The 16,900-nt window shown below is 40.1% G+C and carries 10 protein-coding genes; 6 read left to right on the top strand and 4 right to left on the bottom strand.

Annotation, left to right across the window (positions count from 1 at the left end):
* The first annotated feature begins 53 nt into the window (after positions 1-53).
* The gene (locus HT696_RS05000; RefSeq protein ID WP_173282735.1) at positions 54-2,159 is read left to right on the top strand and encodes an ATP-dependent Clp protease ATP-binding subunit; all 2,106 of its coding nucleotides are present in this window, start codon (positions 54-56) and stop codon (positions 2,157-2,159) included.
* A 59-nt stretch (positions 2,160-2,218) separates the two neighbouring features.
* On the opposite strand, the gene HT696_RS04995 is transcribed toward HT696_RS05000, so the two are convergent.
* Both HT696_RS04995 and HT696_RS04990 read right to left on the bottom strand, forming a co-directional pair.
* A complete protein-coding gene (locus tag HT696_RS04995) occupies positions 2,219-2,701 on the bottom strand; it encodes an S-ribosylhomocysteine lyase (RefSeq protein ID WP_000032562.1) in 483 nt (160 codons plus the stop codon).
* Positions 2,702-2,795: 94 nt separating this feature from the next.
* A complete protein-coding gene (locus HT696_RS04990; RefSeq protein WP_173282736.1) occupies positions 2,796-4,280 on the bottom strand; it encodes a DUF1846 domain-containing protein in 1,485 nt (494 codons plus the stop codon).
* Between the two features lie 152 nt (positions 4,281-4,432).
* Here HT696_RS04990 and HT696_RS04985 point away from each other — a divergent pair, with 152 nt between their 5' ends.
* From HT696_RS04985 to HT696_RS04965, 5 genes are all read left to right on the top strand, one after another.
* Entirely contained in the window at positions 4,433-6,043 is a 1,611-nt protein-coding gene (locus HT696_RS04985; protein ID WP_173282737.1) for an alpha-glucosidase, read from the top strand.
* 274 nt (positions 6,044-6,317) lie between these two features.
* On the top strand, positions 6,318-8,285 hold the full coding sequence (locus HT696_RS04980; RefSeq protein ID WP_173282738.1) for a peptide ABC transporter substrate-binding protein: 1,968 nt from the start codon (positions 6,318-6,320) through the stop codon (positions 8,283-8,285).
* A gap of 226 nt (positions 8,286-8,511) precedes the next feature.
* Positions 8,512-10,470: a peptide ABC transporter substrate-binding protein gene (locus tag HT696_RS04975; protein WP_173282739.1), complete on the top strand. Its 1,959-nt coding sequence runs from the start codon at positions 8,512-8,514 to the stop codon at positions 10,468-10,470.
* 182 nt (positions 10,471-10,652) lie between these two features.
* Entirely contained in the window at positions 10,653-11,753 is a 1,101-nt protein-coding gene (gene glf / locus HT696_RS04970; RefSeq protein WP_000272519.1) for a UDP-galactopyranose mutase, read from the top strand.
* Between the two features lie 234 nt (positions 11,754-11,987).
* Positions 11,988-13,967, top strand: coding sequence for a peptide ABC transporter substrate-binding protein (locus tag HT696_RS04965; protein WP_050242536.1), 1,980 nt, complete (start codon positions 11,988-11,990; stop codon positions 13,965-13,967).
* A 141-nt stretch (positions 13,968-14,108) separates the two neighbouring features.
* Here the strand turns inward: HT696_RS04965 and pbp1a are convergent, their stop codons facing one another.
* The gene (gene pbp1a / locus HT696_RS04960) at positions 14,109-16,289 is read right to left on the bottom strand and encodes a penicillin-binding protein PBP1A (RefSeq protein ID WP_173282741.1); all 2,181 of its coding nucleotides are present in this window, start codon (positions 16,287-16,289) and stop codon (positions 14,109-14,111) included.
* The gene (gene recU, locus HT696_RS04955; RefSeq protein WP_000248774.1) at positions 16,286-16,882 is read right to left on the bottom strand and encodes a Holliday junction resolvase RecU; all 597 of its coding nucleotides are present in this window, start codon (positions 16,880-16,882) and stop codon (positions 16,286-16,288) included. Before recU ends, pbp1a begins: the two co-directional genes overlap by 4 nt.
* Positions 16,883-16,900 lie beyond the last annotated feature (18 nt).

The raw sequence follows: 16,900 nt of genomic DNA, 5'->3' as shown, positions 1-16,900 counted from the left end.
AAGATAGTCAATATCAGTAATCATAACTAAGTAAACAAAAAGAGGTAAAAAATATGAACAACAACTTTAATAATTTTAACAACATGGATGATTTATTTAACCAATTGATGGGTGGTATGCGAGGATATAGTTCTGAAAATCGCCGTTACTTAATTAATGGACGTGAAGTGACACCTGAGGAATTTGCTCACTATCGTGCGACTGGTCAATTACCAGGAAATTCAGAAACTGATGGACAAATGCCACAACATACGTCAGGTATGAAACAAGACGGTGTCCTTGCTAAACTGGGTCGAAACTTGACTGCAGAAGCGCGTGAGGGCAAGTTGGATCCTGTTATCGGACGAAACAAGGAAATTCAAGAAACATCTGAGATCCTCTCACGTCGTACCAAGAACAATCCTGTTCTGGTCGGAGATGCAGGTGTTGGTAAGACAGCTGTTGTCGAAGGTCTTGCTCAAGCAATTGTGAACGGCGATGTTCCAGCTGCTATTAAGAATAAGGAAATTATTTCCATTGATATCTCTGGTCTTGAGGCTGGTACTCAATACCGTGGTAGCTTTGAAGAAAACGTTCAAAACTTAGTCAATGAAGTAAAAGAAGCGGGAAATATCATTCTCTTCTTTGATGAAATTCACCAAATCCTCGGTGCTGGTTCTACTGGAGGTGACAGTGGTTCTAAGGGGCTTGCGGATATTCTCAAGCCAGCTCTCTCTCGTGGAGAATTGACAGTGATTGGGGCAACGACTCAAGATGAATACCGTAACACCATCTTGAAGAATGCAGCTCTTGCTCGTCGTTTCAACGAAGTCAAGGTCAATGCTCCTTCAGCAGAGGATACATATAAAATTCTTCAAGGAATTCGTGACCTCTATCAACAACACCATAATGTCATCTTGCCAGATGAAGTTTTGAAAGCAGCAGTAGATTATTCTGTTCAGTATATTCCTCAACGTAGCTTGCCAGATAAGGCTATCGACCTGGTCGATGTAACGGCGGCTCACTTGGCAGCTCAGCATCCTGTAACAGATGTGCATGCTGTTGAACGTGAAATTGAGGTAGAAAAAGACAAGCAAGAAAAAGCTGTTGAGTCAGAAGATTTTGAAGCAGCTCTAAACTATAAAACACGCATCGCAGAATTGGAAAAGAAAATCGAAAACCACACAGAAGATATGAAAGTGACTGCAAGTGTCAACGATGTGGCTGAATCTGTAGAACGAATGACCGGTATTCCAGTATCTCAAATGGGGGCTACGGACATCGAACGTTTGAAAGATATGGGTCATCGTTTGCAGACGAAAGTTATTGGTCAAGATAAGGCCGTTGAAGCAGTAGCAAAAGCTATCCGTCGTAACCGTGCTGGTTTTGATGAAGGCAATCGCCCAATCGGTAGCTTCCTCTTTGTAGGTCCAACTGGGGTTGGTAAGACTGAACTTGCTAAACAATTGGCGCTAGATATGTTTGGAACGAAAGATGCTATCATCCGTTTGGACATGTCAGAATACAGCGACCGCACAGCCGTATCTAAATTGATTGGTACAACTGCAGGTTATGTTGGTTACGATGACAACAACAATACCTTGACAGAACGCGTCCGTCGCAATCCATACTCAATCGTCCTTCTCGACGAAATTGAAAAGGCTGACCCTCAAGTCATCACCCTTCTCCTTCAAGTTTTGGACGATGGTCGTTTGACAGATGGTCAAGGTAACACTGTCAACTTCAAGAATACGGTGATTATCGCAACTTCAAACGCAGGCTTTGGTTACGAAGCTAACTTGACAGAAGATGCGGATAAACCAGAATTGATGGATCGTTTGAAACCTTACTTCCGTCCAGAATTCCTTAACCGTTTCAATGCTGTCATCGAATTCTCACACTTGAGCAAAGAAGATCTTTCTAAGATTGTAGACCTTATGTTGGTTGAAGTTAACAAGACGCTTTCTAAGAAAGACATTGACTTGGCAGTGAGCGAAGCTGCTAAAGAATACATGACTGAGGAAGGCTACGATGAAGTCATGGGTGTTCGTCCACTCCGTCGTGTGGTTGAACAACAAATCCGTGACAAAGTCACAGACTTCCACTTGGATAACCTTGATGCTAAACACCTAGAAGCTGACATGGAAGATGGTGGTTTGGTCATTCGTGAAAAAGCCTAAGACAGAATTTTGAGCATAAAAAAGAAGGAGCCAGCTGAAAAACTGGTTCCTTTTTGTGTTTAAATCACATGACGCTCAAAAGCATCATCTGAAATCCCTTGTTCCAAGATGAGTTTTGCCCATTCTTTAGCAGAAAAGAGGCTGTGATCCTTGTAGTTACCGCAAGATTCGATGGTTGTTCCAGGGACGTCTTCCCAAGTAGTAGTCTCAGCGATTTCCTTGAGCGAATCCTTGATAACAGCAGCGATTTCAGCACTGGTGTGACGTCCCCACATAATCATGTGGAAGCCTGTGCGGCACCCAAATGGTGAACAGTCAATCATACCGTCAATCCGGGTACGGATGAGTTTGGCTAAGAGGTGCTCGATAGTGTGCAGACCAGCGGTAGGGATTGAGTCTTCGTTTGGTTGCACCAAGCGAATATCATAATTGGAGATGACATCTCCCTTTGGCCCTGTTTCTTCCCCAATCAAGCGAACATAGGGTGCTTTAACAATAGTGTGGTCAAGTTCAAAACTTTCAACAATAACTTCTTTTGACATGGTAAATCCTTTCAGTTTTCTTCTTTCATTATAACACAAAGCTGCCTCCTGAGACAGAGAGAAAACCTCTCCGAGAGTGGAGAGGTTCAAATCGTTACTTACGATACAAGCGGTCGTATTGGTAGTAAGGGTCAAAGGTTACATTGATACCCAATTTGCGAAGGACATTCTTGTCTTCATCTGTCAAGATGATGGTTGAGTGGGCTTCGCTTCCTTTGAGGTTGCCAAGTTCTTCCATAGCACGAGCAGCATCAGGATTTTCTGTAGCTGTGATAGCAAGTGCAATCAGGATTTCATTTGAATGAAGGCGCGGATTGCGACTACCGAGATGATCGATTTTAAGACCTTGGATTGGCTTAACAACTTCAGGCTCGATGAGTTTTACTTCTTTAGCGATGTCAGCTGATTTCTTGATAGCGTTGATAAGAGCAGCGGCTGTAGGACCAAAGAGTTCTGAGTTCTTACCAGTGACAATTTCCCCAGTTGGCAATTCAAGGGCTAGGGCTGGTCCGACAGTTTCTTCAGCTTTTTGACGGGCAACGACAGCAACCTTGCGGTCTGCAGGTGTGATACCTAGGTCGTTCATAAGCAACTCAATTTTCTTGACAGCAGATTCGCCCACTTTTTCGGCTTTAAAATCAAGAACTGTTTGATAGTAGCGACGGATAATTTCTTGTTTAGAAGCTTCGATAGCCGCTTCGTCATCAGTAATAGCGAAACCAACCATGTTGACACCCATGTCTGTTGGTGAAGCGTATGGAGATTCACTAAGGATACGTTCTAACATACGTTTGAGAACTGGGAAGATTTCAATATCACGGTTGTAGTTGACAGTGGTCTCTCCGTAGGTTTGGAGATGGAAGGGGTCAATCATGTTGACATCATCAAGATCCGCCGTTGCTGCTTCATAGGCCAAGTTAACGGGATGATGAAGAGGAAGATTCCAAACTGGGAATGTTTCAAATTTAGCATAACCAGACTTGATACCATTGATTTGGTCGTGGTACATGTTTGACATACAAGTTGCCAATTTTCCAGAACCAGGTCCAGGAGCGGTTACGACAATCAAGTTACGACTGGTTTTGATGTAGTCGTTTTTCCCCATACCTTCTGGAGAAATGATGTGATCCATATCTGTTGGATATCCTTTGATTGGATAATGAAGATAAGAATCAATTCCGTTTTTCTCAAGTTGGTTGCGGAAGGCATCTGCAGCAGGTTGGCCAGCGTATTGTGTAATGACAACGGAGCCAACGAAAATCCCTAATTCATTGAATTTGTCAATCAAACGGAGAACTTCTTGGTCATAAGAAATGCCCAAGTCACCACGTGCTTTAGAATGTTCGATGTTGCTCGCATTAATGGCAATCACAACCTCAACCTGCTCTTTCAATTCTTGCAAGAGCTTGATTTTGTTGTCAGGCTCATAACCAGGAAGGACACGAGCAGCGTGGAAATCTTCTAACATTTTGCCGCCAAACTCCAAGTAGAGCTTGCCGTCAAATTGGTTAATGCGCTCCAAAATGTGGTCGCGCTGTAGATTCAAATATTGTTCAGAACTAAAAGCTTGTTTTTTCATTTTTTTACCTCTGACCTCTATTATAATAAAAAATTGGAAGTTAGGAAACTGCGGAGTTAAAAAAGGAATCAAAAAGATTAGGCAAACGCTTGCACTAAAATTCAAAAAACGCTATCATAGACTATAGATTATGAAAATAATGAGGTAAGAAGATGCAAGAAAAATGGTGGCACAATGCCGTAGTTTATCAAGTTTATCCTAAGAGCTTTATGGATAGCAATGGAGATGGAATTGGCGATTTGCCAGGAATTACCAGTAAGTTAGACTATCTAGCTAAGTTAGGAATTACAGCGATTTGGCTTTCTCCCGTTTATGACAGTCCGATGGATGATAATGGCTATGATATTGCTGATTATCAAGCGATTGCAGCTATTTTCGGGACTATGGAGGACATGGATCAACTGATCGCGGAAGCTAAGAAGCGTGATATCCGTATCATCATGGACTTGGTGGTCAATCATACCTCAGATGAACATGCTTGGTTTGTCGAGGCCTGTGAAAATCCTGATAGCCCTGAGCGAGATTACTATATCTGGCGGGACGAACCCAATGATTTGGATTCTATCTTTAGTGGTTCTGCTTGGGAATACGATGAAAAGTCAGGTCAATATTATCTCCACTTTTTCAGTAAGAAACAGCCCGATCTCAACTGGGAAAATGAAAAACTTCGTCAGAAAATTTATGAGATGATGAACTTCTGGATTGATAAAGGCATTGGTGGTTTCCGCATGGATGTCATTGACATGATTGGCAAAATTCCTGACGAGAAAGTAGTCAATAATGGTCCTATGCTCCATCCCTATCTCAAGGAGATGAATCAGGCGACCTTTGGAGATAAGAATCTCTTGACAGTAGGGGAGACTTGGGGAGCAACGCCAGAAATTGCTAAGCTCTACTCGGATCCAAAGGGCCAAGAATTGTCTATGGTCTTCCAGTTTGAACATATCGGTCTTCAGTATCAGGAAGGTCAGCCTAAATGGCACTATCAAAAAGAGCTGAATATTGCTAAGTTAAAAGAAATCTTCAACAAATGGCAGACAGAATTAGGAGTTGAGGACGGCTGGAATTCGCTCTTCTGGAACAATCATGACCTCCCTCGTATCGTCTCAATCTGGGGAAATGACCAAGAATACCGCGAAAAATCTGCCAAAGCCTTTGCAATCTTACTTCATCTCATGAGAGGGACACCTTATATCTACCAAGGTGAGGAAATTGGCATGACCAACTATCCGTTTGAAACACTGAACCAAGTAGAAGATATTGAATCCCTCAACTATGCGCGTGAAGCTCTTGAAAAAGGTGTTCCGATGGAAGAAATCATGGACAGTATCCGTGTCATTGGACGTGACAATGCCCGTACCCCTATGCAATGGGACGAGAGCAAAAACGCTGGTTTCTCAACAGGTCAACCTTGGTTGGCAGTGAATCCAAACTATCAAGCAATCAACGTTCAAGAAGCGCTAGCAAATCCAGATTCTATTTTCTATACCTATCAGAAACTGGTTCAAATCCGTAAGGAAAACAACTGGCTGATTCGAGCTGACTTTGAACTCTTGGAAACAACTGACAAGGTCTTTGCCTATATCCGTAAAGATGGCGGCCGTCGTTTCCTAGTTGTGGCCAACTTGTCCAATGAAGAACAAGACTTGGCAGTCGAAGGAAATGTTAAATCTGTCTTGATTGAAAACACCCTAGCTCAAGAAGTCTTTGAAAAACAAATCTTGGCTCCATGGGATGCTTTCTGTGTGGAATTGACTGACTAAAATGAGAGAGATTGGGCAAAAACTCGACTTCAGGAGAAAATGAAGTAAATCTTCCCACAATAAAACGCATAGTACCAAGGTTTTCATTGTACTGACTTGATATTATGCGTTTTTTGTTTTAAAGACTTTTTTCCCAGCCTCTTTTTGCTAAAAGTTGTGTAAAAACTCTTTTAAAAACATTTGTTAGAATTTTCTAACAAATTCTACAAGAAGTCTTGCATTTATAAAAAAATAGGGTATAATAGTGAAAATACTATTTTGAAGGAGATTATTTATGCAATCGAAAAAGTGGCTCATAGGAGCAGGAGTGACCTTGAGCACAGCCATTCTTTTAACAGCTTGTGGGAAAAGTGAAAAGAATGCAGATGCTCCCAAAACATTTTCTTATGTTTATGCAGTTGATCCATCATCCTTGGATTATAGCCTTACAAGTAAAAGTTCAACTTCTGACGTAATAGGTAATGTCGTCGACGGTCTTTTAGAGAATGATAAATATGGGAATCTCATTCCTTCTCTAGCAGAGGATTGGTCAGTTTCTAAAGATGGCTTGACTTATACCTACAAACTACGTAAAGGTGTGAAGTGGTATACTTCAGAAGGAGAAGAGTATGCGGAAGTTAAAGCTCAGGATTTTGTTACAGGTCTGAAACATGCAGCAGATGGAAAGTCTGATGGTCTTTCTTTGGTTGAGAAATCCATCAAAGGATTAGAGGCTTATGTTAGTGGTGAGACAAACGACTTCTCAACTGTAGGTGTGAAGGCTCTTGATGATTATACGGTAGAATATACTCTTAATCAACCGGAAAGTTTTTGGAACTCTAAAATAACCACTGCAACCATGCTTCCTGTAAATGAAGAATTTTTGAATGCAACAGGCAAGGATTACGGAGCGCCAACTCCATCAAGTATTCTTTACAATGGCCCATATTTTTTGAAATCTTTGATTTCTAAATCTGTGATTGAATATGAAAAAAATCCTAACTATTGGGATAAGGACAATGTCAAAATTGATAATGTTAAATTGACATTCTATGATGGTTCAGATCAAGAATCCTTAATTCGTAGCTTTACACAAGGTGCCTATACCACTGCACGTCTTTTTCCAGCAAGCTCAAACTTTGAGTCAACTAAGAAAGAGTACGGAGATAAGATTGTCTATAGTCCACAAGAGGCAACAAGCTACTACCTCACTGTGAACGTAAACCGCCAGTCTTACAATAAAACAGCTAAAACAGATGAGTCACAAAAAACATCGACAAAAGAAGCTCTTCTCAATAAGAACTTCCGTCAGGCTCTTAATTTCGCATTTAATCGCCACGTCTATACAGCTCAATTAAACGGTGAAGAGGGTGCGGATAAGATTATTCGTAATAGTCTAGTGCCAGATAACTATGTTCAAGTAGCTGGGAAGACCTTCGGACAGTTGGCTCAGGATGAACTACTGAAATATGGAGAACAGTGGAAAGATGTGACTCTCACAGATGGTAAGGATACAATTTACAATCCAGCAAAGGCTAAATCTGCATTTGAAAAAGCGAAGTCAGAATTGCAAGCTAAGGGAGTGAGTTTCCCGATTCATCTGGATGTGCCTGTTGAGCAAACTGATGTAGTTGCGGTTCAACAAACCAATTCGCTAAAACAATCAATTGAAGAAACGCTTGGAACGGAGAATGTCATTATAGATGTTCTTCAAATGACAGATAATGAGAAAGAAAGTATTACTTCTCAAGCTAAAGTTCCAACCCAAAAAGATTATGATTTGAACGGAACAGGTTGGGGACCAGATTACCAAGATCCAGCAACCTATCTCAATATTTTAGATGCTAAGAAGGGTTCTGCCTTGAAACATCTAGGTATAACAAAGGGCAAGGATCCTGAAGTTGTGGCGAAAGTTGGCTTGGATGAATACAAGAAGCTCTTGGATGATGCGGCTTCTGAGACAAGTAATCTTGATAAACGATACGAAAAGTATGCCAAAGCACAGGCTTGGGTTACTGATAGTTCACTTCTTATTCCAGTTGCTTCTTCAGGGGGCTCTCCTATGGTTAGTCGTACTGTTACATTTACCAAAGCTTATTCACAGGTCGGTATTAAGGGGGATCCATTTATTTTTAAAGGAATGGAACTTCAAAATGATATTGTGACAACTAAAGAGTATGATGCGGCCTTCAAAAAGTGGCAAAAGGAAAAACTGGAATCGAATGCTCAGTATCAAAAGGATTTAGAAAAGCACATAAAATAATGTGAATGAGAATCTTGCTTTCGTTAGGTTATCAGTTAATTCATTGATATTTAAATGATAAATCGCATAAAAACAAGGGAGGACTGTATGAAAGATAGAAATCCTTTGTTTTTTTATGACTAAAGTTTATAAACTTTCATTCTCAAAATTCAATTAACTTTACAAATTCCCACTATTTTGGTAAAATAAACATATGTTATAAAAACTAACATAAAGGAGAAAGAAGATGAATACAAAAAATCGTGTTCTTAGTGCAGGCCTGACTTTTGCGGCTGCTTTGCTTTTAGCTGCTTGCGGACAATCAGGTTCAGATACAAAAACTTACTCATCAACCTTTAGTGGAAATCCAACTACATTTAACTATTTACTAGACTACTACGCTGATAATACAGCCATCATTACCAACCTAGTTGATGGCTTGCTTGAAAATGACAACCACGGAAATCTAGTTCCATCTTTGGCAGAAGACTGGTCTGTTTCAAGCGACGGTCTGACTTATACCTATAAACTGAGAAAAGATGCCAAATGGTTCACAGCTGACGGTGAAGAGTACGCCCCAGTCAAGGCACAAGATTTTGTGACAGGTATCAAGTACGCGGTGGACAATAAATCACAGGCCATTGACTTGATTCAAAACTCAATCAAGGGCTTGAATGATTATATTACAGGAGCGGATTCTGACTTTTCTAAGGTTGGAGTGAAAGCCATTGATGACCATACTGTTGAGTATACTTTGGCGCGCCCAGAACCTTACTGGAACTCAAAAACAACCAACAGTATTCTTTTCCCAGTGAATGAAGAGTTTCTAAACTCAAAAGGGAAAGATTTTGGTACCCTATCTCCAGATAGCATTCTCTACAGCGGACCTTATTTGTTAAAAGATTTCACATCAAAATCATCGATCGAGTATGTGAAAAATCCGCATTATTATGATCATGACAAAGTATCGATTGAACACGTAAAATTGGCCTATTTTGATGGTTCAGACCAAGAATTGACCATCCGTAACTTTGAAAGTGGAGCTTATTCAATCGCAGGGGTTTATCCAAATAGTTCTAACTTTGCCAAGACTAAGGAAAAATATAAGGATAATATCGTCTATAGCTTGCAGGACAAGACTTCTTGGTATTTCAATTTCAACGTCAACCGTAAGGCTTACAACCATACGTCTAAAACGACAGATGAACAGAAGAAGTCAACTGAGACAGCTGTCTTGAACAAAAACTTCCGCCAAGCAGTGAACTTTGCCTTGGACCGCACAGCCTATTCTGCCCAGTCAAATGGGGAAGAGGCGGCTAGCAAGACTCTTCGTAACACTCTAGTGCCTCCAACATTTGTCCAAGTTGGAGACAAGACATTTGGAGAAGTAGTCGCTTCTAAATTGGTCAACTATGGCACAGAGTGGGCAGGTATGAACCTAGCAGATGCTCAGGATGCCTATTTTAACAAAGAAAAAGCCCAAGCAAAATTTGCGGATGCTAAAAAAGAATTGGCAAGTCAAGGTGTAACATTCCCTATTCACTTGGATGTGGCAGTTGATCAGACGAATAAGAATGCTGTGACAGGTATGAACTCTGTAAAACAGACTCTTGAATCAGTTTTGGGTGCTGATAATATTGTCATTGATGTTCAACAACTTTCAACAGATGATTTTAATAACGTAGCCTTCTTAGCACCAACACCAGCTGATCGGGATTACGATTTGAGCTTTGATGGTTGGGTAGGTGATTACCAAGATCCATCAACTTATCTCAATCCTTTCAATGCAGAGGATGGATTCTATCTCAAGATTTTTGGTCTAGATGCCAAGGAAGATAAGGCAAAAATTGCTAGCCTAGGTCTGGATACTTACACTAAGATGCTCAAAGATGCAGATAATGAAAATAAAGATGTAACCAAACGCTATGAAAAATACGCTGAAGCTCAAGCTTGGATGATTGACAATTCTCTAATCATGTCAGCTATGTCAAATGGTGGAACAGCATCTGTAACCAAAGTAACACCATTTACAAGAGGCTATTCACTAGTCGGCATCAAGGGTGACGGAAATAACTACAAGTACATGAAACTGCAAAAAGATACTGTAACAACCAAACAGTATGAGGAAGCTAAGACTAAATGGGAGCAAGAAAGCAAAAAAGCAATCGAAAAAGCTCAAAAAGAAGCAGAAAATCATGTTAAATAGTTAGCAATAGCCTTTTCAAGCAAAATCATAAAGACAAACATCAGTTTTGGTGCTTGTCTTTTTAAATCACTCGGCTATTGAAAACTGAGAAATGATTTGTTTTGTGCTAAAATAGATTGAAACTAAGATCCTCTCTTTTACTGTAGTTAAGGAGATGAGAGGTAAATGATAAGGAAGAGACTATGTACGACTATCTAATCGTTGGTGCTGGTTTGTCTGGAGCAATTTTTGCTTATGAGGCGACTAAGCGTGGAAAAAAAGTAAAAGTTATTGATAAACGTGATCACATTGGTGGGAATATCTACTGTGAGAATGTAGAAGGGGTTAATGTTCATAAATACGGTGCTCATATCTTCCATACTTCTAATAAGAAAGTCTGGGATTATGTGAATCAATTTGCTGAGTTTAACAACTACATCAACTCGCCTCTAGCTAATTACAAGGGTAGCCTTTATAATCTACCTTTCAATATGAATACTTTCTATGCTATGTGGGGGACAAAAACTCCTCAAGAAGTGAAAGATAAGATTGCTGAGCAAACGGCTCACATGAAGGACGTTGAACCGAAAAACTTAGAGGAACAGGCTATCAAGTTGATCGGTCCAGATATTTATGAAAAGTTGATCAAAGGATATACTGAAAAGCAATGGGGACGTTCTGCGACTGACCTTCCACCCTTTATCATCAAACGCTTACCAGTTCGTTTAACCTTTGATAATAACTACTTTAATGACCGTTACCAAGGAATTCCAATAGGTGGCTATAATGTCATTATCGAAAATATGCTCAAGGATGTGGAAGTAGAACTTGGCCTTGACTTTTTTGCCAATCGTCAGGAATTAGAAGCTTCTGCTGAAAAAGTTGTCTTTACAGGGATGATTGACCAATACTTTGATTATAAACATGGTGAGTTAGAATATCGTAGTCTTCGTTTTGAGCATGAAGTTCTCAATGAAGAAAACTATCAAGGAAATGCTGTTGTCAACTATACAGAACGAGAAATTCCTTATACTCGCATTATTGAGCATAAACACTTTGAGTATGGTACACAAGCTAAAACGGTCATTACTCGTGAATACCCAGCTGATTGGAAACGAGGAGATGAGCCTTATTATCCAATCAATGACGAGAGAAACAATGTCCTGTTTGCTAAATATCAAGAAGAAGCAGCACAGAATGATAAGGTCATTTTCTGTGGACGTTTGGCTGATTATAAATACTATGACATGCATGTGGTCATCGAACGGGCCTTGGAAGTAGTCGAGGAAGAGTTGGGACAATGATGCAAGGATTCTGTCATTTTAGAATCTTTGCTACTTAAGATTTTTAGAAGTAAGGTCAACAAGATTCTTTTCTGCTTATCAGAAGAGAATCTCTGTTGGCTTTTTTGGCATAAATGAACAATTTTATTTTTCAGAATATATCAAATATAACAAATAACTCTTAAAATTCAGAAAATTCTATTGACAGGACTTGAAAAAGAGTCTATAATGAATAAAAAAACAAAGGAGAATACTATGAAAACAAGAAAAGTATTGGCTCTTGCGGGAGTAACCTTATTAGCAGCTGGTGTTTTAGCTGCTTGTTCTGGGGGTTCAGGCGCTCAAGGTGAAAAGACCTTTGCATTTACCTACGAGACACATCCAGATAATCTCAACTATTTGACAACTGGTAAGGCAGCAACTTCTGAGATTACTAGTAATGTGATTGATGGATTGCTTGAAAATGATAAATACGGGAACCTTGTTCCTTCATTGGCAGAAGACTGGTCTGTCTCTAAGGATGGCTTGACTTATACTTATAAGATTCGTCAGGATGCCAAGTGGTATACATCTGAGGGAGAAGAGTATGCTCCTGTTAAGGCTCAGGACTTTGTAACAGGACTTAAATATGCAACAGATAAGAAAGCAGAAGCCCTTTACTTGGTACAGGATTCAATCAAAGGTCTGGATGCCTATGCCAAAGGTGAAATCACAGACTTTGCTCAAGTCGGGATTAAAGCGCTTGACGACCAAACAATCCAATACACCTTGAACAAACCTGAAACTTTTTGGAACTCAAAAACAACCATGGGTGTGCTTGCGCCAGTCAATGAAGAGTTTTTGAACTCAAAAGGGGATGATTTTGCCAAAGCGACGGATCCAAGTAGTCTCTTGTATAACGGCCCTTATTTGTTGAAATCCATTGTGACCAAATCCTCTGTTGAATTTGCGAAAAATCCGAACTATTGGGATAAGGACAATGTGCATATTGACAAGGTCAAATTGTCATTCTGGGATGGGCAAGATACCAGCAAACCAGCAGAAAACTTTAAAGATGGTAGCCTTACAGCAGCTCGTCTTTATCCAACAAGTGCAAGTTTCGCAGAGCTTGAGAAGAGTATGAAAGACAATATCGTCTATACTCAACAAGACTCTACGACTTATCTAGTAGGAACAAATATTGACCGTCAATCTTATAAACACACATCTAAGACTAGCGAAGAACAAAAGACATCTACTAAAAAGGCGCTCTTAAACAAGGATTTCCGTCAGGCTATTGCCTTTGGATTTGACCGTACAGCTTATGCCTCTCAGTTGAATGGAGAAACTGGAGCAAGCAAAATCTTGCGTAATCTCTTTGTGCCACCAACATTTGTTCAAGCAGATGGGAAAAACTTTGGCGATATGGTCAAAGAAAAATTAGTAACCTATGGGGATGAATGGAAGGATGTTAATCTGGCCGATTCACAAGATGGTCTCTACAATCCAGAAAAAGCCAAGGCTGAATTTGCTAAAGCTAAATCAGCTTTACAAGCAGAAGGTGTGACATTCCCAATTCACCTAGATATGCCTGTTGACCAGACAGCAACTACAAAAGTTCAGCGCGTCCAATCTATGAAACAATCCTTGGAAGCAACTTTAGGAACTGATAATGTCGTTATTGATATCCAACAATTGCAAAAAGATGAATTGCTTAATGTAACTCTATTTGCTGAAAATGCTGCTGGCGAAGACTGGGATTTATCAGATAATGTCGGTTGGGGTCCAGACTTTGCCGATCCATCAACCTACCTTGATATTATCAAACCTTCTGTAGGAGAAAGTACTAAAACATATTTAGGATTTGACTCAGGGGAAGATAATGTAGCTGCTAAAAAAGTAGGTCTATATGACTACGAAAAATTGGTTACTGAAGCTGGTGATGAGGCTACAGATGTTGCTAAACGCTATGATAAATACGCTGCTGCCCAAGCTTGGTTGACCGACAGTGCTTTGATCATCCCAACAACTTCTAAAACTGGTCGTCCAATCTTGTCTAAGATGGTACCATTTACAATACCATTTGCATTGTCAGGAAACAAAGGCACAAGTGACCCAGTCTTATATAAATACTTGGAACTTCAAGACAAGGCAGTTACTGCAGATGAATATCAAAAAGCTCAAGAAAAATGGATGAAAGAAAAAGCAGAATCCAATAAAAAAGCGCAAGAAGAACTCGCAAAACATGTGAAATAAGATAAAAAGAAGTTAGTTATTTGCTAACTTCTTTTGGTTTATCGAAAATGAGTTGAAACCTCTCTTCACTTTCAAAGATGATGAAGCTAATTTTTTTGTAGAAAAAATCCTGAGTTTTTATTCTCAGGATTTTCTTTCATCTCACTGTTGTGGTTGTTGAACTTGTGGATTTTGTGGCGTTGGTTGTACTGGTTGTGTCGGTTGAACAGCTTGACCAGCTTGTCCTTGGCTAGGATCAGTTGCTGGAGCATTATTGGGTTGTTGACCAACCGTCGTACTTGCCTGTGTAGTTGAACTTTCAGCTGTTGTGCTTGGAGTTTCTACTGTTTGTGTTTGTTGTGTTACTGAATTATTCCATGTGTTCTTTGCGTTGTTCTGGAAGACGAATTCTCCATTTCTATACAAGCCATCTGGCATTGTCCAATCTCCAGGTTGGTCATCTTCAGAAAGGTAAGTTATCATTGAACGATAGACTTTACCAGCAACAAGGAAACCATCTCCGATGATTGGAGTTAGACGATTTGAGTATCCTGTCCAAACAGCCATTGCATATTTACGGGTATACCCTACAAACATTTCATCTGGAGCTACGTAACCAGTGTTCTTGATATACTTTTCAATTTCTTCGTCAGTATAGTTAGAAGTACCTGTTTTACCTGCTTGTGGAAGCCATGGTAGGTAGGCTCCACGTCCTGTTCCGTAAGTTAAAACAGTTTTCATCATTTCAGTCATCATATAGGCAGTAGTCTCTTTCATAGCTCGTGTACCAGCATCAGAAAATTCTTTTTCGCTACCATCACTAAAGACGATTTTATTGATATACATTGGTTTGTGATAAATACCACCATTAGCAAAAGCTGCGTAGGCAACTGCCATTTTTTCACTACTTGCACCATATTTTTTGTTGGATTCAGTTGTGTTACTTGAAATGGCGTTTGCATAATGCATGCTTGGATAGTCGATACCAAGACCATTAAGGAAGGTTTTAGCTCTATCTAGACCGACCTTATTCAAAGTCTCAACGGCTGTGACATTTCGTGATTGTTGAAGAGCATACTGGATTGTAATGTTTCCAAAGTAGACATGATCCCAGTTGTAGAGTGGAGTATCAGTGCCAGGATAGTTATAAGGGACATCATGTACAATAGAAGCAGTAGAGTCATAGACTCCATATTCTAAAGCGGGAGCATAGTCAGTGATTGGTTTCATTGATGATCCCCAGTCACGATTGGTTTCTACGGCCTGGTTGGTACCGAATGAAACATTACTTGCTTGATGACGAGCACCAAGTTGTGCGATGACTTTACCATTTGAAACATCTACGACCGTAGATGCGACTTGCAAATCATCGTCAGGGTAAGAGACGTATTGATCGGAGTTGTAGATATCCCACAGATGTTTTTGAGCTTCTTGGTCTACATTTGTGTAAACATCCATCCCAGTAGTTAGAAGGTTATAGCCAGTTTCTTGTTCTACTTGGTCGATAACCTCTTTGAGATAATTGTCCATATATGCTGGATAGCTATTGACCGATTTCAAACTTTGGAGTCCATCAGTAATTGGTGTGTTGACTGCTTTCTCATACTGTTCAGCAGAGATGTAACCTTGATTTTTCATTTCAGATAAGACCAAGTTTCGGCGGTCTTGGGCTGCTTCTGGATGTGAATAGGGGTCATATTGGTTTGGTGCCTGAGGCATTCCAGCCAGCAAGGCTAACTGAGGTAAACTTAAATTATTGAGGTCTTTACCATAGTAGTTTTGAGCTGCTGTCTGCATTCCATAGTTCCCATTAGACATGTAGACCTTATTTATATAGTAGGTCAAGATTTCTTGCTTGGTTGCTTTTTGTTCTAACTGAATCGCTAACCAAGCTTCCTGAGCCTTACGAGAAATAGTCTGGTCGGAAGTCGAGGTTGAAAAGTAAGTCAACTTAATCAACTGTTGGGTGAGAGTTGATCCACCTTGGAGGGAATTGCTTTGCAGATTGCGCAAGAAAGCTCCCAGGATACGGATGGTATCAATCCCCCTGTGGTCGAAGAAGCGATGGTCTTCGATAGAAACGATTGCCTTAACCAAATCTGTGGGAATATCATTAGCTTGGGCATTGACGCGGCGTTCAGAACCCAAGTCAGCAATGAGTTGATTTTTATTGTCGTAGATTTTACTAGAAGTTGTTGCAACTAGTTTACTCTCGGATAGGCTAGGAGCCTTGCTAACGTAGTAGAAAAAAACTCCTCCGCCTAAGACAATGGCTGCGATAACCAAGCTTAAGAAGCTAATGCTCAGATACTTGATTAGGCGCAGAATCGTTGGTTTGTTCATCTTGTTTTACCACCTAATAAATGTTCTTTGATAACATTGAGATAAGGAATTTGAGGGAAGGCACCAGCCTTGATTTCATATCCATATTCTCGAATATATCCAAGTGGCATTGATTTTTGTCCCTTATCTTGATGATAGAAGCGAATCAAATCGAATGCCGGCAATAAGTAGGTTTCTTGCTGAGAAGAAAAGTGAAGAAGGACAAAGCAGATTCCTTGTTGGGCAAGGACTTGTTCCATATGCTGAATCTGATGTGGATGAAAATTTTTCATCGGAATCGCACGTTTTTGTTTTGTTTCCTTGGCTTCAAAGTCGATGTAATATCCATTATAAACGCCAGAATAGTCCGTCGTTGAAGCTTGTCGAAAATAGGCTTCAACAATCTTGGCACGACTTCGTTGTGGATAGTCCACTCGTACAATTTGAATAGGAGTTGGTTTCTTGTGTATAACAGCCAAGCCCTGAGACAAATAGTAGTCGTTGGTAGCATTGATCATCTTTTCAAAAGACATTCCTCGATTTGCGAAATTTTTGGGTTGAGAAAGAGATGGTTGTCTTTTTTGTGATGAAAGTTTATGTGGATAGTTGACCATAATTCTCCTTATTGGTAC

Source organism: Streptococcus sp. 9903, assembly GCF_013276625.1.
Lineage (GTDB): Bacteria > Bacillota > Bacilli > Lactobacillales > Streptococcaceae > Streptococcus.
Note: the sequence above shows the minus strand (reverse complement) of the source record. Positions and strands in the feature narration are given on the sequence as shown.